This is a genomic window from Paenibacillus sp. N3.4 (genome assembly GCF_008017805.1).
GTDB lineage: Bacteria > Bacillota > Bacilli > Paenibacillales > NBRC-103111 > Paenibacillus_E.
The window spans coordinates 33,566-53,545 of sequence record NZ_VRTT01000011.1 but is presented as its reverse complement, the minus strand read 5'-3'; the positions used below and the strand labels follow the sequence as shown (position 1 = coordinate 53,545).

The 19,980-nt window shown below is 46.7% G+C and carries 11 protein-coding genes and 2 pseudogenes; all 13 read left to right on the top strand.

What is annotated here, in order from left to right; all coding sequences use genetic code 11:
• The first annotated feature begins 9 nt into the window (after window positions 1–9).
• A pseudogene (locus tag FU659_RS08080) lies at window positions 10–874 on the top strand (carbohydrate ABC transporter permease).
• A gap of 96 nt (window positions 875–970) precedes the next feature.
• On the top strand, window positions 971–3,268 hold the full coding sequence (locus FU659_RS08075; RefSeq protein WP_147947095.1) for a helix-turn-helix domain-containing protein: 2,298 nt from the start codon (window positions 971–973) through the stop codon (window positions 3,266–3,268).
• 204 nt (window positions 3,269–3,472) lie between these two features.
• On the top strand, window positions 3,473–5,056 hold the full coding sequence (locus FU659_RS08070; RefSeq protein ID WP_147947094.1) for a type 2 periplasmic-binding domain-containing protein: 1,584 nt from the start codon (window positions 3,473–3,475) through the stop codon (window positions 5,054–5,056).
• Window positions 5,057–5,456: 400 nt separating this feature from the next.
• Window positions 5,457–6,563 carry a TolB family protein gene (locus FU659_RS08065; RefSeq protein WP_147947093.1) on the top strand — a complete coding sequence of 369 codons (1,107 nt, stop codon included), beginning with the start codon at window positions 5,457–5,459 and terminating at the stop codon, window positions 6,561–6,563.
• Between the two features lie 122 nt (window positions 6,564–6,685).
• Window positions 6,686–11,620 carry a chitinase N-terminal domain-containing protein gene (locus FU659_RS08060; RefSeq protein ID WP_147947092.1) on the top strand — a complete coding sequence of 1,645 codons (4,935 nt, stop codon included), beginning with the start codon at window positions 6,686–6,688 and terminating at the stop codon, window positions 11,618–11,620.
• 114 nt (window positions 11,621–11,734) lie between these two features.
• Window positions 11,735–13,435 (top strand): cache domain-containing sensor histidine kinase, encoded by a 1,701-nt coding sequence (locus tag FU659_RS08055; RefSeq protein WP_147947091.1) that lies wholly within the window; start codon window positions 11,735–11,737, stop codon window positions 13,433–13,435.
• The gene (locus tag FU659_RS08050) at window positions 13,410–15,017 is read left to right on the top strand and encodes a response regulator transcription factor (RefSeq protein ID WP_147947090.1); all 1,608 of its coding nucleotides are present in this window, start codon (window positions 13,410–13,412) and stop codon (window positions 15,015–15,017) included. Before FU659_RS08055 ends, FU659_RS08050 begins: the two co-directional genes overlap by 26 nt.
• 108 nt (window positions 15,018–15,125) lie before the next feature.
• A complete protein-coding gene (locus FU659_RS08045; RefSeq protein ID WP_147947089.1) occupies window positions 15,126–15,470 on the top strand; it encodes a type 2 periplasmic-binding domain-containing protein in 345 nt (114 codons plus the stop codon).
• Complete coding sequence (locus FU659_RS08040) at window positions 15,440–16,405, top strand: ABC transporter substrate-binding protein (RefSeq protein ID WP_261807684.1); 966 nt, start codon at window positions 15,440–15,442, stop codon at window positions 16,403–16,405. Before FU659_RS08045 ends, FU659_RS08040 begins: the two co-directional genes overlap by 31 nt.
• Entirely contained in the window at window positions 16,405–17,283 is an 879-nt protein-coding gene (locus tag FU659_RS08035) for a carbohydrate ABC transporter permease (RefSeq protein WP_147947087.1), read from the top strand. The genes FU659_RS08040 and FU659_RS08035 overlap by 1 nt, the downstream gene beginning before the upstream one ends.
• Before the next feature lie 4 nt (window positions 17,284–17,287).
• Entirely contained in the window at window positions 17,288–18,109 is an 822-nt protein-coding gene (locus FU659_RS08030) for a carbohydrate ABC transporter permease (protein ID WP_147947086.1), read from the top strand.
• Between the two features lie 27 nt (window positions 18,110–18,136).
• Window positions 18,137–19,192, top strand: a complete 1,056-nt coding sequence (locus FU659_RS08025; protein ID WP_261807683.1) for a glycoside hydrolase family protein — start codon at window positions 18,137–18,139, stop codon at window positions 19,190–19,192.
• Between the two features lie 436 nt (window positions 19,193–19,628).
• Window positions 19,629–19,911: pseudogene (locus tag FU659_RS08020) on the top strand (response regulator); the annotation flags it as partial.
• Between the last annotated feature and the right edge of the window lie 69 nt (window positions 19,912–19,980).

Genomic DNA, 19,980 nt, shown 5'->3' with positions numbered 1-19,980 from the left:
GGATTCGATGTGAAAGCAAAAATCGACGAACGGCTGTTCAATGTCTTGAATTTCACGCTGCTGGGGCTTGTTGCACTCGTTACCTTTTTTCCGATTACTATGTATTCGTCGTATCGTTCACCGATTCGTCCGAGTTCGTACGGAAGAGCTTTATTCTTTTTCCCGAGAAATGGTCTTTTGAATCCTATAAATATTTGCTGTCTACGAAAGCTTTCTCACGTTCGATCGGGGTGAGTGCCTACCTTGCGATTGTGGGCACAACGTTCAGCCTGATCGTGACCGCCGCGCTCTCCTATGCGCTGTCTCGTAAGAGATTGCGGGGCAGAAGGGTTATTCTGCTTGGCATTCTGCTGACGATTTTGTTCAGTCCGGGAATCATCCCAAGCTATTTGGTCGTTCGCCAATTCGGGTTGATCAATAGCCTGTGGGCGCTAATCTTCCCCGCTTTGGCAAGCGGCTGGAACGTGATATTAATGAAGGGATTTTTCGACAGCGTACCGGCCGAGCTTGAAGAGTCCGCATCCATAGACGGGTGCAACGACTTGACGATCTGGTTCCGCATCATTTGCCGCTGTCGCTCCCTTCTCTTGCGGCGTTCGGGTTATTCTATGCTGTCGAGTATTGGAACCAGTTTTTCGCCGCGATGATTTATCTTAACGACGCGACAAAATGGCCGATTCAGGTGATGCTGCAAAACATGCTGCTGAATGCGGACAACTCGGAGCTTCGGGCCGAGATGTCTACCGTATCTCCTCCGTCGGAGACGTTGAAGATGGCGGCTGTTATCATTGCCACCGTCCCGATTCTTGCGGTGTATCCTTTCCTGCAGAAGCACTTTGCCAAAGGAGCGATGGTCGGCTCGATCAAAGGCTAAAATTTCACTGAGCCTCTACCTGGATTATAATACAGGATAAAGGCTCGACGCTGTCGAAATTGAAGTGAATTTTGCGGGATTGGGAGGGGAAGTCGCATGTTCAACAAACGTTTTTTTCGCAAAAGCCTTTCCATGATGCTGCTGGCCGCAAGCATTCCCGGCCTCATTATCGGGATCGGCATTTACGAGCTGGCCGCAAGCAAGATGGAGAGCGAGCTGCAACGGCTGCATCAGAGCCAGATTCAACAACGGGCGGAAAATATCGTTGACCAGTTGGCTTATTTGGAGTTAACCTTCTCCCACTGGGCTTTCGACACCAAATTTGACGACAAGTTGAGAGATCTAAACATCGCTTACGACTACGAGAAGGTTCAAGAACTGTACCGGACGTTGCTGGTGATGGAAGGGACGCATCCTTTGCTGAAACGGGTTGACTTGTTTCTCGACGTGCCGCGTCCGGTCTTGTTTAATAAAGACCAATTTGCGTATTTGTCCGATTCCCCCGAGTTGCTGCCATATGAATCATTGTTCAGCGAACCGAAGTCCCTCTTCTGGATGCATATGATGCATTCCCACCAAGCCAAGGCAAACGGCGCCGAGACGCTCAAGCTGGTCAATAAAATTCCTGGTGGAAGTTCGGAGCCTTTCGGTGCCATCGTGGCTACGATCAATGAGGATAAACTGATCAATCTTCTGGACACGCTGACTCCATACAATGAAGGCACGACCCTTCTGATGACCAAAGACGGCAGTTGGCGGCTGTCCGGCCACGACAAGGGAAATCCTTCAGGCCTCGTTGCCGCCCTGCAGCAGGAGTATACCCGCCATAGCGGCACATCGGAATCGTTTTTGTTCGATTACGACAAGACTACTTATTCCGTCTCCTACGGCGAAATGTCGCGACTCGGCAACACCTGGGTCTATATTTCCGCGGCACCGTTAACGTCAATCACAGCGCCCGTCCTGCTGCTTTCAAAGTGGATTGTGATCATCAGCTTCATAGGCCTGCTGCTTGCCTTATTGATGTCATGGTTTTTGTCAAAGCGGATTTATTCTCCTGTCGGACGTTTGGTCCGGCTGATCTCGGGAGACAGAGGCGAAGAGCTGAAAGATGAGTTCGATTTATTGGAACAGCGATGGAATCATATGGCCGAAGAAAGCGAATCGTTGCGCGTCAGATTAAAGGAACAGCAGCCGCTGTTGCGCGACAGTTTTTTCCTGGAACTGGTGCAGGGCTACTTCTATTCCCTGCAGGAGAACAATCTTCGCGAGCGGCTCAGACATTACGGATGGAGCACGGAGAACCGGCAATACGTGGTCCTTATGTTTCAGTTGTCAGGCTTTGCTAACTTGAGGGGCCGGTTTTCGGTCGGAGACGAGGAACTGGTCACTTTCGCGGCAACGAATATTATTGAAGAACTGACGGGAATGCATTACGAGCAGGCGGTGACGATCAATTTTCACAACTTCTCGGTCGGGCTGCTCCTGTCCTTGCCAGAGGATCACCCGTCCCATTGGCTGGAGGAAGAGTTGGACTCTTTCGCTCAGGAAGCCATGCAAACGATCAAACGGATTTTGAACATGCAGATTACGATAGCTGTCAGCAAGTGGACGAACCAGGTGAAGCAAATATCGCAATTGTTCGAGGAGGCGAGACAGGCATTGGTTTATCGCGATCTGCTTGACGAACAACAAATCATTAAGACGGACCGCTTGTTCAAAGCCAATCCTCAGATGGACGCGGGCTTCCCGTTTACGTTGGAGAAAGAAATTGTCCATGCCGTGCGCAGCGGACAGGAAGCCGAAGCGATGGAGCTGATCGGGCAATTCATGATAGCGTTGTCTGGCAGCAGTCCGACGGAATTAACCGTTCAGCAGGGGATGCTTCAACTGCTCGGAAGCATTCGGTACGCGGTGCTTCAATCTGGAATGAATCCGGTCCAATTGTTCGGCGGCGTCAATTTGTTCGAGCAGCTGGCGCTAATCAAGGAACCGGAAGAAATGCGGGCATGGCTTCAGCAGAAAGTCGTCGACGTGTTTATTCGGGAGCTGACCGGCAGACAGGATTTCCATTTGAAGCAGCTCGTGGAGAAGTCCATCCTTTATTTGCGGGAGCATTACATGGATGCCATCTCCCTCGATTCGTGCGCGGACAAGTTCGAAGTCAGCCCCTTTGTATTAAGCCGCGCTTTCAAATCCGTCGCGGGCATCAACTTTATCGACTATTTGACGGAAATACGGATCGAACACGCCAAGAGCATGCTGCGCGAGACGGAGCTGAAAATCAACGAAGTCGCCGAACGCGTCGGTTACCAGCATACTTACTTCAACCGCATATTCAAGAAATACGAGGGCAGCACCCCGAGCCAATTCCGGGAGATGCATCGCTCCTAAGAGAATGGGAACGCGCGGCAGCTTCGCAAGTTCCCCGCTGCACTTGCTGTGCAAAGCCTGCAACTTTGTGCAATTCATGCGGAAATGCGAATGCAAAAGAATATTATTGCGTGCAAGCCGCGGTTCGCCTAATTTTAAATTAGCTGAGCCAATCAGATTATGGGCAAAAGTGGCTGAGCCAATGAGATTAAGGGGAGGATCACCATGGAATCAAGAAGATCATTCAAAAAGAAGGCAGCGGCGGCAGCGGTCATTACAGCGCTAAGCGCCGCTCTCGCGGGCTGTTCCGGCGGCTCAGGGGAGAACGCCGCTTCGACGAAGCCAGAACAGACCGGAACAGGAAAACCGACCGCACCGGCAGTCAGCAGCAAAGAAGCGCCGCTTGAGGTCAGCATCATGACGACTCTGTTGTCACCGACGCCTGCTGCGGACGACAACCCGATCAAGCAAGCGATCGAGAAAGCGACAAATTCGAAGTTGAAAATTCAATGGGTGTCGGGGAATAGCTACAACGATAAGATGAACGTGACGCTGGCTTCCGGCGATATTCCGGAGCTGATTTATATCAATGACCCTTTCAGCCAAGTATTCCGTAATTCGGTTAGCCAAGGCGCGTTCTGGGACATTGCGCCTTACATCAAAAATTATCCGAACCTGAGCGGCAAAATTTCCGCTACCGCCTGGGAGCTGACGAAGATGCAGGATGGCGGCAACTACGGCATTCCGCGGCCACGGCCCTCGGAAGGGGACAGCTTCTTCATGATCCGCAAGGACTGGCTGGACAATCTGGGCTTGAAGGTGCCAACGACTACGGACGAATTGTACAACGTCATGAAATCGTTTGCGGAGAAGGATCCGGATCGAAACGGCAAGAACGATACCGTTCCCTTCGCGGCTTCCGTAGATGCGGACAAGATGGCATCACTGGGGCCACTCGAGAGCAGCTTTACCAAAACGAACGGCAAGTGGAAACTGCAGGACAACAAGCTGGTATACACGCCGCTTCTGCCCGAAACACGCTCGTCCCTTGAATATTTGAATAAAGCTTACAAGGAGAAGCTTATTCCGGAAGATTTCGCTTCGCTGAAACCGACTCAGGTCACCGATCTGTTCAAATCCGGCAAAGCGGGAATCCTGACGGAAAAAGCCGGTACTGTGCTCGGTTACTATGAGCCACTGAAGTTGGTTGCTCCGGACTTTAAGCAGGAAGATTTCTATCCAGTTACGAACATTAACGGTTACAATCCGAAGGGACCGGGCTTCTCGGGTATAATAGCCATTCCCAAGAAGGTGCCGGAGGAGAAGATGAAGCGGATTCTGAAGCTGGTGGATACCTGGATGAACGATGATGTGTTTGCTTTTCAAACCTACGGTATCGAGGGCACGCACTATACCGTGAAGGACGGCGTAAAGGTTACCGATTCGGAGAAGCTGAAGGCGGATAACGGACCGGACTTTAATCAAATTGTGTACGTGTCCGATCCGTATGCAAGCACCTCGGGCCCCTCTCTTCCCCCGAAGCTTAACGAACTTTATAAAAAGATCCAGGACGAGCGTGCCAAGACCAGCGTAGCGGACATCAGTATCGGGCTGTACTCGCCAACCGCGCAGAAGGTATTGGCCGAGCTAGATAAAAAAGTGCAGGACATGAAGACCAAGGTCATTTTGGGCCGGGAGCCTATCTCGGCATGGGATAGTTTTGCAGCCAGTCTGAAAAACAACGCTGATGTGATCAAAATGAGCGAAGAAATGACGGAAGCTTATAAGGCACGTAACGGCAAGAAGTAAGTCCGGCGGGGCAAGGCGATGACGGTTCATTCATTTGCTTTGCCCCTTGCTGTTTTAACCTTAGATGCCTGCCAGGATCGCGGATACAAGAATGACAAACGGGGAGAAATCAAATGTCATGCAGGAGGTATTTACCAATAAAAATGCGGATGTCAAAGCGTTACTTGACGCCACAGCGAAGAAATTCGACGCGGAAATGCTCTCTAAAGTTACTGTACAGTAAGTTATAAGGTCAATCATTTCTGTGTAACACGAACGAATGACAAGAAGAAATAATGCTGCCGAAGCTGTAAATGCCGCATTAGCGGTTCTATAGTGGATCCACTTCTCATATTCGTATTCCCCTTCGGGAAGGAATCTGTGGGGGGTGAATCTTGTGCAGGAATAGGAGGTATTAACGATGTTAACGAGTACATCATTTGCAGACAAAATCACAGGACTGCCGATCCTCTCGGTCGGGTGCAAAGGACGCGATACAGCTCATAATTATTTTACCGCGATGACATGGTTGTCGAACAGCCGACATCTCATTGTGCACACGGACATGAACCGGGAGACGTGGACGGGTAACATCGTGCGTTTTGATACGGAAACGGGTGATGTGCAGGTGCTGGAAGAAGGTCTGACTTGGGGAAGCGGGGTTGTTTCGTGCGATGATATCATCTATTTATTGAACAAGAATGAGCTATACGCAATTGATGCATGGAGCGGGGAAAGACGTACGATTTGCAAGCTGGGGGAACATTGCACGTTCTTTGGGCCTTTGTCGATAACGAACGACGGCAAAGTGCTTGGCGTGTATTGGAAGGAGGCGCTTCATCCGTCCGAGGATGCTGAGTCTGGGGGTGCCGAATGGGTGATCGGCACGGTAAATGTGGCCAGCGGCGAGGTATGCGAAGCAGCCCATCCTCAATTTGCTGAGCCTTACCCGATAGCGAATCATGCGATGATCAATCCGATTGATCCGAATCAGGTGTTTTTTTCCCATGAAGGCGCCACGGAGCAAATTCCAGATCGGCTCTGGGTGGTCGATACGGAAACCGGGGAAATGAGCAACCTCTTTTCGCAGAAAAGGGAGGAGAGCGGACGGCCAGTCGAATATGTTGGGCACGAGATATGGGCGTTCGACGGCAGCGGACTGTACTTCGTGAAATATCCGCATAGCCCGGATAAACCGACTGGCGTATATTTCGTGGATCGTCGGGGCGAGCGGCACGAATTCATTAACGGAGACTACAGGTATTGGCATGTCGGCATTAGTCCTGACGGCCGATATGCGGCGGCGGATACACAGGAGCCCGGCATTTCCAAAATCGTGCTCATCAACACGGCTACGAAACAGTCTGAGCTGCTATGCGAGCTGCCATGCCGTGGGATGCATCCTGGTCACCCGCATCCATCATTTAGTCCGGACAGCCGTAAGGTCACCTTCACGTTTTCGGATGAGCATGATGTGCTCTGGGTCGGCATTATGGACATAAACGACCGGGCAAGTTCTAACAGCTGATAGTCTTGTGCCCCGATGTAAACGCTTTCTTATATTTTGGTCCATCATGTGATAGTCGAACTCTGGGAACGGCCCGGTGATAGGATTGCCGATTAGATGGAAAATGACAAATGAGGGAGTGAATGAAATTGGAAATGAAAAAGTGGATGGTAAGCTTGGTGCTGGTCCTGCTTTTGTCCGCCTTGCCTATGAACGGACTTCTGCCGGGAGGAAATGCGACAACGGTGCAAGCGGAGGAAGCCTTGCAAAACGTAACGATCGGCAATTTTGAAAGCGATGAAGAACTTTGGAATTTCAGCTTGGGATCCGAGTTTCCGGGAGCTCAAGGCGCGTATGGACGGGATGCGTCGGCTCCGAGATCCGGGACCTTTTCGGGGAAGTTACATGGCGATTTCAGTGCGGGCGGCAAATATGTGGCCATCAGTAAAAATTTTCTGCCCTTGGACATGCGGAAGCTGGAGTTTTGGCTGAAGTCTGCCGACGCCTCCGGGGTTACGCTTCGGGTAGTTGATTCGACCGGACAGGTGCATCAGCGGAAGATCGCGCTGGCGAATGCCAATTGGCAGAAGATCGAAATCAGCACCTTCAACATCGGCACGAACTATCTGCATTTCGGCGGCGCTAACGACGGCAAATGGCACGGTCCCGCTATTGGCATCTCCTTTTTGCTGGAGAAGTCCAACTTGATCGGCGGCAAAACGAGCGGAGACGCTTGGATAGACGATGTGTCGGTAACCGCACCGCCTCAGGAGACCGTATGGGAGAACGCCATCGGCACCTTCGAGAACGGTTTCGACATATGGTCGCTGGCCTCGCAAGGCGGAGCCAAGGGCGAATATATACGGGATACGGCCGAGGTCAAGTCGGGGGCTTACTCAGGCAAGCTGAGCGGAAATTTCAGCGCTGGCGGGCTGAATGTTTCGCTCGGACGAAGCTTTTCTACGCCTATAGATATGAAGAAACTGTCGTTCTGGGTCAAAACGTCCGATTACTCTGTGGTCCTGCTGCTGGCGAAGGACTCGACCGGGCAGGTACATCAGCAGAAAATTGCCTTGGCACCTACCGGCGATTGGCAAAAAATCGAAGTGTGGACCTTTAACGCCGGCACAAGCTATTTGCATTACAGCGGGGCAAACGACGGGGTATGGCATGGTCCCGCCCAGGCAATCGGGCTTTTGGTGGAGAAGTCCGGTCTGGTCGGCGGCAAAACAAGCGGGGATATCCGCTTCGACAATGTCGTTGCGACCGGTTCCTTCCCGGATTTAGCCGTTCAGCAGTCCCAATTGGGGAATGTCTTCCTGGCGAGAGAGCCTGCATCCTTTCCTCTCACAACAAGGGGAGATACGGTAAGCTGGAGCGTTTATGATCATTTGGATCATCAAGTATTGGCAGGCACCGAGGCGGTGCAGGGCGGACAATTGAATTTGACGATTCCTGTTCAGCAGCTTGGTTATTATAAGCTATCTGTTGCTGCGAAGAAGGGTGGTCAAACGATTCAGAGTACGGACATTTCGTTTGCCCGCTTGGCGGCTGATGACCCAACTCTGGCAGACAACTCTCCATTTGGGGTATCCACTCACCTTGCTAGAACAAGCTCCGGATGGACGCCTGAGTTAAGTACGCTGTTGAAGCGGGCGGGGGCCAAAAATGTCCGTGACGAAATTACATGGGTAGATGTTGAATATGAAAAAGGGAAATATCAGAAGCCGCCAGGCCGTGATGCCTTTATGCGGAAAACACAGCAAGACGGCCTAAAGCCGTTCATCACCCTTGACTTTACGAATCCGTTTTACGATCAAGACAGTACGCCCTATTCAGACGATGGCCGTCAGGGGTTCGCCAATTATGGCAAGGCTTTGTTGGACTTATATGGCAATCAGATGGAATGGGTGGAAGTCTACAATGAGTTCAACGGAGGTTTCGGTGATCGGGGGAACGGTCCGGCAGACTCACGTCCAGACTATTATTTTAAACTGCTGAAGAAGACCTACGAGACGGTGAAAGCTGCCAGACCGGACGTCACCGTAGTCGGCATGGCAACAGCTGTCGATATCCCCTGGATGGAGGAAGTATTTAAGCTTGGCGGACTTCAGTACATGGATGCAGTTTCCATCCATCCATACAATCTAACCCCAGATGGCATGCTGCAGGCTGTGCTTGATGCGAAAAGCTTGATCCGGAAATATAATCAAGGTCAAGACAAACCGCTTTGGATTACAGAAGTCGGCTGGCCGACACACATTGGCACCACGGGCGTAGCCGAAAAAACGCAAGCGGATTATTTGGTGCGTGCCTATGTGCAGGCGCTGGGCGCCGGCGTCGAGAAAGTGTTCTGGTACGACTTGATGAACGATGGCATGCAAGCCGACTATGGCGAAAATAATTTTGGTCTCATTCGACATCAGAACGATCCCAAGGGCCAATTCACGCCGAAACCAGCCTATGCGGCTTACGGGGCGATGACCCGAGAATTAATTGGCGCCTCATTTGTCGAACAAGAAACCGTCGGTACGGGCATAACCAGCTACAAATTTGATAAAAACGGCCAGAAGCTAAGGGTTGTTTGGGCCAATACCCCCGTGCAGGCAGCCATTCAAACGAATGTACCGATTCAAGTCACGGATATAATGGGTAACACGGAAACGTACACACCACTGAATGGCAAGGTGTATATGACACTAACCGCCGAACCTATTTACATTCAAAGCGATATTGACGGTATTGCGGTCGATTCGACGTTCGCATTGACGGGAGCAGAAGCCGTAACTGGTGAGCCAGTATTGCTGAGTGTGGAAGTAAATAATGCATCCACATCGCCGCTGACTGCAACATTTACTGTGGAAGGCTCAACCTATCCTTTGTACGCGGGAGCCGGTCAGAATGCGTCACAGCCGTTTGCTCTGCCTGGATTGAGTCAGGAAGGCATTCGCTATGTAACAGGTGATTTGACAGTAAACGGGAACCGAATCGGAAGACTGAAGCAAGCTATTCAGACGCTCCCTTCTTACCGTGTACGAATCATTCCAGTTATTACCGATGTGAATACGAAGGCTGAGGCATTGAAGATACAAATTCAGAACTATTCCAAGCGGCAAGGTCTAACCGTCAGGAAAGCCGATTGGCAGTTCGGTAACCAGTCAGGCTCACAAGATTTGACCTATGTGATTCCTCCAGACACCACCAAGACGTTTGATATTCCACTGAGCGGCTTTAAATACGGAGCTAGCAACCAAGCGCAAGTGACCGTCCAATTTGACGGAAAAGCATCTTTCGTTTACGGAGGGAAGCTGGATTTCAATCCGATCCTTCCCGGAACGGTACAAATTGACGGCTTGGCTGACCCTGCGATTGTAGCGTCGCCGCCGCTCGCCATGTTGTCGCAAGGGACGGTAAAAATGCAAAATTATGCGGGCCCATCGGATTTGGACGGCAGCGTATGGTTGAACTGGGATCGGGATCAGTTCTATCTGACCGCGAAGATCAAAGATGATATTCATTTCACTCCCGCAAGCGGAACGGAGATCTGGAAAAACGACAGCATCCAGTTTGCAGCGATGGCAGGTATCCCCGGAGAGAACCTGGGCTGGTATGAATATGGGATATCCCAAACGCCGCTGGGGCCACAAATCTATCGTTGGTTTTTGCCTGATTCCAGCAACAAGGGACTTGTGACGAACGGTTCCTTGCAGATTACGCGAGACGAAGAACAGAAGATGACGGTCTATGAGCTTGCGCTTCCATGGTCTGAGCTTGCACCGATTAATCCGGAAACAAATAGTGCCTTCAGCTTCTCGCTGCTCGTTAATGATAACGATGGTGCCGGTCGCAAAGGGTATATCGAGTGGGGCTCCGGCATTGGTGAAACGAAAGATCCCAAGAAATTCAGAACCGTTCAGATCATCAAAGATCCGTCTCCTCCCGTTATAACCATCGAAGGGGTCACAGCTGGGGAGAGCTACACGGATCAAGTGATTCCGGTCGTAAAGGCCAAAGATGAAGACGGCGATCTGCAAACCGTTCAAGTTACATTGAATGGCGAAAATTGGGTATCCGGTACACCTGTAACCCGCAGCGGGAATCATACGTTGTTTGTGAAAGCTGTTGATCAGGCAGGGCATGCCGCCGAGCAAACGATTCCTTTCAAGCTGTACCATAGCACGGTATTGGCAGCGTCAAACGCAGAAGGACAGGTTAACGATACGATTAAGCTAAGGGCGTCGCTTCAGGATAAGAACGGTCAACCGATTACAGGGGAAAGCGTGTCTTTTGCTGTGAACGGGAATACCATCGGAACCGCAGTTACCGATGTGAACGGGGTAGCGGTACTGGACTATACCATCCAGGGGGCGGCCAGCACGGATCAGGAAAAGCTTTATCCGATACAAGTTACTTTCAGTCGGAATGATGCGACATATTTCCTTTCCAGCGAGGGTAGCGGGGTCGTTACGGTGAAGCCTTCGACGAAGCCAAATCCTCAAGATGCTCCTGGAAAAGCTGTTTTGTCGGATGATAATGGGTACGACACGGGAATTATGGATGGCAAGTACTCGGTCACCATGAACATGTGGTGGGGAAATAATGGCAGTACGTATAAGCTATATGAGAATGACGTCCTGATTGATACGCAAACCCTCACGGCTCATTCCCCGAATGCCCAAAGCACCGTGACAGCTGTTACTTACCGGAATAACGGTACCTACCGTTATTATGCGGAGCTCTCCAACGCATCGGGTACGACGAGAAGCGATGTTCATACAGTAACCGTCACGCAGGCAGCACCGGCAGTTCCGGTTCTCTCCCATGATAACTGGAACGGTGGCGGAAACTTCAAGGTCAGCATGAATATGTGGTGGGGCACCAACGGTACGATGTATCGCCTGTATGAAAATGGCATGCTCATTGATACGCAGCAGCTTACTGATCGATCGCCGAGCGCACAGTCGGTCACAACGGTGATCCGCAATAAACCGAAAGGTACGTATGAGTATCAATGTGAACTCCTTAATTATGCGGGAGCAACGGTTAGTGAGAAGATGGTTGTGAAAGTAAGTAATTGATCCTTGACACCTGCTCCCTGTACAGGGAGCAGGTGTCTTTTTTAACTGTGCATTCCCCTAAAGAATTTGGACACTAAGTGTGTATATGCTTTACACTAATAGTGGGGGGATGAGATGAAAATAAAATACAAATTGCTATTATTACTCCTGGTATCTACGCTGACACCGCTATTTATAAGTCTGTTTATTACTTACAATACGGTCCAAAAACGGTTGAAGGAAGAATTCATCACCTATCATACAAAAGAGATCAATCAGCTTAATAAATCGTTGCAGCTTTCCATCACCGATGTGGACAACAAGCTAATGAGTATTTATCAGACTTCAGAGATTTATAATTATGTAACCGCACCGGCAAAGGATGAACCGGATCTGGTAGAGCAACAAAGCAGGGTGAAAAATTTACTAATTGTGTTGAGCGGTTCATTAAATAATTATAGTGATGTTTATTTGTTTGTCCGGCCATTACATAAATTATATAGCATTAATGCGCATGAGCGTTCCATTCAAAGCACACCTGTTGTGCATGAAGGGGATTATGCTTGGATCAGCAAGGCTGAAGCTGGAGATGGTATGATGACAATTTTCCCAACAGCTCCGGAGCCTAGTGACAGGGTGCAGCCGCTTTTTTTTATAGGCAGGTCGATACCGGATATTATAGTGAAAAAGCCGATGGCAGTTTTAGGCGTCAGCATGGATGCTAATTTTTTTGGAGACTTGCTTAGCAATCAATATGAGCATGAGCGAATTGTGGTTATGAATGCGGACAATCGACCTATTTTCTCTACGCAAAAAGAAGTCGATAAGCCGGAGAATTTTATTGAGATTACAAGTGAAAAGAATATGTATGGTTGGTCTGTCATTACCTACTTTCCAAAATCGATTCTTGAACAAACGGCATTGCAGACAGTTAAATCGATTCTCTATTGGGGAGTCCTCTTTTTATTAGTAGGCATAATTTTGGCTATGTTTATTGCCCTGCAAATCTCCAAGCCCGTTGCTCAGTTGGTTAGACGGATGAAAGATGTCGGCCAAGGAGACTTTTCTGTAAAGGAACAAGATACAAACTTAAGCAGAAAAGATGAAATTGGTTATTTAGCCAACCAGTTTGATAGGATGGTTTTTAAAATTGATGAACTAATCCAGAATGAATATGATCTTAAATTAAGTGAATCTTATGCGCAGGTTAAAGCTTTGCAAGCACAAATCAATCCGCATTTCCTTTATAATACGTTAACTTCGATCTACTCGGAGGCGTTGGATGCAGGTGCAACTTCCATTACCACGATGATAAAAGCGCTATCTTCGATGTTTCGTTATACGATTGAGCCGGGCAGTGATGTCGTGCATCTTGCTAGGGAGATCGAACATATCGAGCATTACTTGCTCATTCAAAAGTACCGCTTTGAAGACAAGCTAACGTATTCAGTTGATATTGCAGAGCATTTGTTACACATCCCCACTGTTAAATTATCGTTGCAGCCCATTGTGGAGAATGCACTTATTCACGGTGTTGCCGGTAAAGGCAAGGGCTCCGTTCATATTAAAGCTGTGGAAGAAGATGACGAAGTTCGTATTATTGTCATAGATTCGGGTATCGGGTTGAGTACAGATGAATTGAATCAATTGGCGCTGCATCTCACGAATAAAGTTAATTTTGAACAGCATATTGGATTGAATAATGTGCAGCAAAGGATTTTGCATGCTTTTCCAGGTTCTACTGGCATTCAGATCGAAAGTGAGATAGGACAATGGACAAAAGTTACTATTTCATGGAAGGGGATTGGACATGCACAAGGTGTTAATTGCGGATGATGAGCCCAAAGTACGCAAAGCATTAGTAAGCTTATTACACACATTAGATAAACATATAGAAATTGTTGGAGAAGCAGAAACCGGTCTACAGGCGGAAGCTATGATCGCTGCTTTACACCCGCACATTTTATTTTTAGATATCGTAATGCCAGAATTAAAGGGTTTGGAATTGCTTCGTAAGCTGCGTGAGCAAGGGTCGAAAATCCTCGTTATTATCGTCAGTGGGTACAGTGACTTTGATTATGCCAAGCAGGCGATTGCTAATGATGTGGTTGATTATTTATTAAAGCCATTTGACGTACACGATGTGAAAAGGGCGCTGGAAAAAGCGTTGGAGCAGTTGGAGCGTGAGGATTCCTTCACCCAGGTTCATGTCATGTTAAGCCAAAATAAGCTTGAAGCCTTCAACCAGAAACGAAATCACATCCTGCAAAAAATCTATCGTGGTGAATTATTAAGCGAGAAGGAGAAATCTGAAGTACCGGAAATTCAGCAGCATGTTCAATATTCCGTACAATTGCTCATTATTAAAAATTATCAATATACGCTGGAAGAACGATTTCAGAAAGAAAGAGAGTTGCTTCGATTTGGCATTCGCAAGTTCGCAGAAGAAGCATTAGAGCATAAGAGCGGCTCTGCATGGATCGGCCCCTCCGAAAGATTAGATGGCGCGTTCTGGATCTTAATGCCGCGTTCCCATAATGCCTTTATTCCTTTGAATAGTATGCTCAAAGCCTTTCATAAGATTATGAAGCTTGATGCCTTTGTGTTGAATCATCAAGGCTATGCGAGCTTTTCAGAAGTCTCCTTGCTGATACATAAATTGGAGGACAGTGTTCAGCATGTTAACTTTAAAAACATTCATAATACAGAAACTGTCATGGAGAGTTCTACCGTAGCTTTGACGCCAACAAATGACTTGATCCATGAACATACAGCAAAGTTTGTTCATGGGGTTGCTCATATTATTAAACATGAGCTGCATTATCAAGTGAAAATAATCGTGGATGAATTATTCCAATTTGCCGCAAAAACGAATATAGTAACAGCCCATTTTTTGTTTCATGTATATGCTAGCTTGCGAAACCATATAGAAGCCCTGTTCGATTTATCACTTGAATACGAACGTGGATTAACCGATCCTGTTTATTTTTGCTTCCAATTACAATTTAGTGAAACAGTCGCACGCGATACATTTGTGCACCTCATCAATAAAGTATTAAATCAATACAGGGATAGCCCTCAAAATACAGCTATTCCGGATAAGCTTAACGCAGTCAAGGATTATATCGATTTTAACTATGCGGAGAACATTTCACTTGCGGATCTAGCGGATCGTTTTTATGTGAGCAAGGAATATTTGGCTAACCGGTTTAAGTCTCGTTTTGAAACCACAGTACTCAATTACATTCATTTTAAGCGTATAGAAAAAGCATGTGAACTTCTGGTCGAGGAAGATATGTTGATCTCACAAGTTGCGATGCTGGTGGGATACGACAATTATAGCTATTTTAATAAAATGTTTCATCGAGCCCTAGGTCGAACGCCTTCGGAATATCGAGAGCAGCGTGTAAAGAAATAAGGTAATCATTAATATCGTGTTATTTGTCTTATTAATATTGATCTATTTCAGCGTTCACCCATCTAGTACGATAAAGATAGTTCTTATATGACAAAGGGGTTGGACAAAATGAAAAAACAATTTTTAGGGATAACACTTATTGGCCTGTTCATGTCTTCAGTTTTGTTGAATGGCTGTGGAAAATCGGATAATACGGCAGCAACAGCAATAGATTCTGCGAAATCCCCCACAACTGCCTCGGCAAAATCGATCGTACTTTCCGCTTATTTATTCAATGTCGATAAGCGTGAAGCTTTGGAAAAGACATTCAAATCTTTTTCAGAAAAAAACCCTGACATTAAAGTTGAATTAGTCGTCAACGACAAGGATTACTACAGTGTATTAAAACCAAAATCGCTGCCAAACAAGCACCGGATATTGTTATGGGGGAATATGGCGATCTGCTCGAATTAGGCAATGCCGGTTATATCGTTGATATCGCCAAGGAGCCTTTCATCGGCAATTATGCCGACCAGATTAAAACTCAGATGAGCACTCCCGATGGAAAAATATATGGTGTACCGTTGGATGTATCCGGTATGGGCATTTATTACAACAAGGATCTGTTCAAAAAAGCAGGTATTGCTGAATTTCCTAAAACGCAAACAGGTTTAAAGGAAGCGATTGATAAGCTAAAGGCCGCAGAAATAACACCCTTTGCCGTGGCAGGTGCAGATCCTTGGACCTTGGCGCATTCGCTTTTTACCACGATTGCGGGAACAGCAAGCGATGTTAAAGCATTATCGGAGCAAGTTAAAAGCGGAGGCGCGCTTTCATCGGATGCCTTGAAGAATGGTTTTAAAACGATCGATATGATGCTTGCGAATGCAGATGGAAAAATGGCCACCAATGATTATAATGCAGAGATGGCATTGCTGGCACAAGGAAAAGTAGCGATGATTCAGCAAGGATACTGGGCTTATAGCAGTATTTTGAAAATCAACGATAAGGTTAATTTAGGTCTTGCTGCCATTCCTTATAGTGAGAAAGCGGAAGACACGAAGCTTGGCGTAAATATTAACGTGTCTTATGCCATAAGCAGCGATTCCAAACATGCAGATGCAGCCAAAAAACTGTTTGCTTGGCTGACATCTAAAGAAGGTAATCAGATTGCCAATGGCAACATGCAGCAAATTCCTGCCATTGAAGATGTAAAGGTAGCAGGCGATCCCATTTCGGCAGATATTCAATCCTATATTGCAGCTAAAAAAGTGGTGCCATGGGCTCAGGTCTATATGTCGGGAGGAACAAGAACAGACGCGGAAATGATCATGTCCGCCTATATGTTTAAAAAGAAAAATCTAGATCAAACCATCGAAGCGATGCAAGCTTCCTGGGCTAAAAAATAATGGATTTTACACGAAGGTTTAAACAAATCAGCGAGTTTTCGTTTTTTATTGGACCCATTGGTTTGCTGTATATATTATTTTTTATCATTCCTTTGGGCGGTTCCGTGCTCTATTCCTTTACAGATTGGGATGGATTGCAAAAGACCTTTCATTGGATTGGTTTCGCCAACTATGTGCAAGTATTCCGCGCGGATGAAAACTTTTTGCTGGCTATTATTTTTACTTCTAAATTTGCCGTATTAAACTTTATTTTTATCAATTTTATTGGATTGCTGTTAGCGCTGCTTGTGGACACAAAGTTGAAATCAAGAACCTTTTTGCGAACGGTATTCTTTTCTCCCAATGTGCTGAGTCTTATCGTGGTCGGTTTTTTATGGAAGTTTTTATTTTCTTCCGTTTTTTTTGAAATAGGCAAAACCCATCATCTTCCGTTTTTGACCTTTAGCTTTCTGGGGAATCCCGATTCGGTGATTTACTCGATTGTTGGGGTTTCCGTTTGGCAGAATGTAGGCTTGGCTATGCTGATCTATTTGGCTGGTTTACAGGGCATTCCTTCTGAATTGAAAGAAGCTATGCGGGTTGATGGGGTAAATAAATTTCAAGAATTCATGAAGCTAACTCTTCCCTTGATGATTCCGGCATTTATCTCCAATGTTTTCATTACGACAACACAATCACTTAAAGTATTTGATGTGATTTTGGCATTAACCAATGGTGGACCAGCTAATTCGAGTCAGAGTATAGCGATGAATATTTATCGGGAGGCATTTACCAATAATTCATTTGGCTCCGGTACAGCAAAGTCGATTGTATTTTGCTTGATGATCTTGATGATTACGAGTCTGCAATTTTGGATTCTTAACAAGAGAGAGGTGTAGCTTTATGAAAAAACACCTTAGCTGGACAAGAGAGATTGCGGCGATCCTTCTAGGTCTCCTTTTTCTAGTGCCCATCCTATTTGCTGTCTCCAATTCCTTTAAAACGGCTGGGGAAATATTCGTCTCCTTTGTAGATATGCCCAAGCAAATAAACCTGGATAATTATTTGAAGGTTTGGAATGACATGAACTATTTGCAAACCTTTTTCAATACGTTGATTATTACGTTTTTTAGTGTAACCGCAACCTTGCTGCTAAGCTCGATGGCCGCTTACAAAATATCACGAATGAATTCGCGTTGGGCGTTTGTATTGTTGATGTTTTTTGTGCTCTCGATGATGATTCCTTTCCAAACGATCATGATCCCCTTAGTGAAACTAGCTGCCTATATCCATTTTACCAACTCTAAATTTGGTTTAATTATGATTATCATTGCACTCTTTTCACCCTTTACCATCTTCTTGTATCGTGGCTTTATTCAGCAGGTTCCTATTGATCTGGAAGAGGCGGCTCGCATCGATGGAGCTTCGATTTACCAAACCTTTTTTCAAATTGTTTTTCCATTATTGCTTCCAATTACAACGACTGCGGCAATTCTAAATACGCTTTATGTGTGGAATGACTTTTTGTTATCCTTTCTGCTGCTGCAGAAGCCTGGAATGATGACTTTGCAGTTAATGGTTTATCGTTATTTTGGCACGTATAGCTTGGAATGGAATTTAGCGTTGACCTCGATTATATTGACAGCGATTCCTGTAATCATTTTCTATGTTATCTTGCAGAAATATATCGTTAAGGGTGTTACCGCAGGAGCGCTTAAAGGTTAAAATTATACGAAAGTCAGGTGGATCATCATGTCGAAAATCGATATTCAGCAGTTTACACAGCTTCATACCCCCTATAAGCTCGACCGACCGGTATTAAGTGGATCAGGAGTGGAAGGCCATTTTGATTCGCAAGCCGTCGATTGTCCCTTTGTTTTTGCCCATCAGGATTGTTTCTATATGATGTACGTCGGGTTTGACGGAACAGGCTATCAAACAGCGCTGGCAACAAGCTCCAATTTGCTCAAATGGGAGCATAAGGCGATTATACTTCCGCGATTGAGCACGGATGCAAGATGGGATCATGTGGGTGCTGCAGGATCGTGGATGCTGCTGGAATCAAATGGCTTGTACGACCTGCCACGACTCAAAAAGATCAATAATCGCTATTGGATGATGTATCACGCTTATCCCGAGAAGGGCTATGAAGCAGGCGGAGCCGTGATGGGACTCGCATGGACAGAGGATGAGAATTTACTGGAATGGCATAGGCTGGATCAGCCTGTCTTTACAAACAAAGATGGAGCCGATTGGGAAAAGGCAGGTTTATATAAATGTTGTGTCATCGAACACGAAGAGAAGTATTGGATGTTCTACAATGCCAAGAGAGATGACGAGTGGCCATGGAAGGAAGAGACGGGAATTGCCTTCTCGAACGATTTGATCCATTGGGAACGTTATGAGAACAACCCCGTGTTTGCGGTAAAGGAAGGCAGCTTTTATAGTCAATTTTTCAGCGATCCTTGTATCAAATATGACGGTCGTCAATGGGTGAATTTTGCCTTTGGTTTCGATTGCAATCACGCGCAGAGTGCTCTGGCAGTATCTGACGATTTAACAGATTGGCGATGTGGGGAAGAGCCATTAATCTCATACGGAGAGCAAGGAGAACTTGACGAAATTCATGCCCATAAGTCTAGTGTTATTTATTGGAATGGCGTGCTGTATCATTTTTATTGCGCGTGCAGGAATTATAAACCTGGAGACCTGACAAAGCTGAAAATATTTGAAGGACAATATGAGTTTCGTTGTATTGCAGTTGCAACAAGTGAACCAATAACAATTGGAGAGGAAGATATTCAATGAGAAGAATGACTAATTTGGGGGATATCCTCCCATTCGCTTAGTGCCTCACCCAGATGAAAACAATATGACCATATCGAAAAAGGAAGGCAGCTCCCAAACAGGGGCCGCCTTCTTGTTCTAGTTTTTTCTGCAACGTCCCTTGAACTGAAATCCTTATGGGTTTGTGGTCTATCAGGTATGTTTCGTGTAACTCTTTCACGCTATTCCTGTTGATGATATACTCTCTATTGTAAAAATAACCGGGCAATGCCCCGAACATCGCACTAGATGCTCACCCAAATATTTGTGGCGCACCCATGGAAACATCATATTTATCAAAGGATCAGTCATCGACAAATGCTTGTTGTTGACTACATAATGAAAAATAACAATCTGTTGCGGTTAGAGATGCACCCAAACCAATGGGTAGCATTCATCGGAACAAAGGGGTGCATACATGTACACGGTGCTGGTTGTAGACGATGAAGCGATTGTGTGCCAAGGCATCAAAGAGTTCCTGGAGAGTTCAGATTTAAACATTTCACAAGTATTGACGGCGTGGAACGGTTATGAAGCTTTGGATTATTTGCGTATGGAGTCCATTGATCTTGTTCTGACGGATATCCAGATGGATGAATGGGATTGAACTGATGGAATCGATTCTGTCCGAAAAGCCAGATATTCCGGTTGTTGTCATATCCGCCCACGATGAATTCGAATATGCGCAGAAGTGTATTCGTTTGGGTGCGAGGGATTACTTGATCAAGCCCGTTCTGCTGCCTCAATTAATTCAAGTCGTTGGCCGGGAA

Bases quoted from the DNA above. Each gene is read 5' to 3' on its own strand.
- FU659_RS08060 (WP_147947092.1), top strand. From the start codon at position 6,686: ATGAAATTGGAAATGAAAAAGTGGATGGTAAGCTTGGTGCTGGTCCTG.
- FU659_RS08045 (WP_147947089.1), top strand. From the start codon at position 15,126: ATGAAAAAACAATTTTTAGGGATAACACTTATTGGCCTGTTCATGTCT.
- FU659_RS08055 (WP_147947091.1), top strand. From the start codon at position 11,735: ATGAAAATAAAATACAAATTGCTATTATTACTCCTGGTATCTACGCTG.
- FU659_RS08065 (WP_147947093.1), top strand. From the start codon at position 5,457: ATGTTAACGAGTACATCATTTGCAGACAAAATCACAGGACTGCCGATC.
- FU659_RS08070 (WP_147947094.1), top strand. From the start codon at position 3,473: ATGGAATCAAGAAGATCATTCAAAAAGAAGGCAGCGGCGGCAGCGGTC.
- FU659_RS08035 (WP_147947087.1), top strand. From the start codon at position 16,405: ATGGATTTTACACGAAGGTTTAAACAAATCAGCGAGTTTTCGTTTTTT.
- FU659_RS08050 (WP_147947090.1), top strand. From the start codon at position 13,410: ATGCACAAGGTGTTAATTGCGGATGATGAGCCCAAAGTACGCAAAGCA.
- FU659_RS08025 (WP_261807683.1), top strand. From the start codon at position 18,137: ATGTCGAAAATCGATATTCAGCAGTTTACACAGCTTCATACCCCCTAT.
- FU659_RS08040 (WP_261807684.1), top strand. From the start codon at position 15,440: ATGGGGGAATATGGCGATCTGCTCGAATTAGGCAATGCCGGTTATATC.
- FU659_RS08075 (WP_147947095.1), top strand. From the start codon at position 971: ATGTTCAACAAACGTTTTTTTCGCAAAAGCCTTTCCATGATGCTGCTG.
- FU659_RS08030 (WP_147947086.1), top strand. From the start codon at position 17,288: ATGAAAAAACACCTTAGCTGGACAAGAGAGATTGCGGCGATCCTTCTA.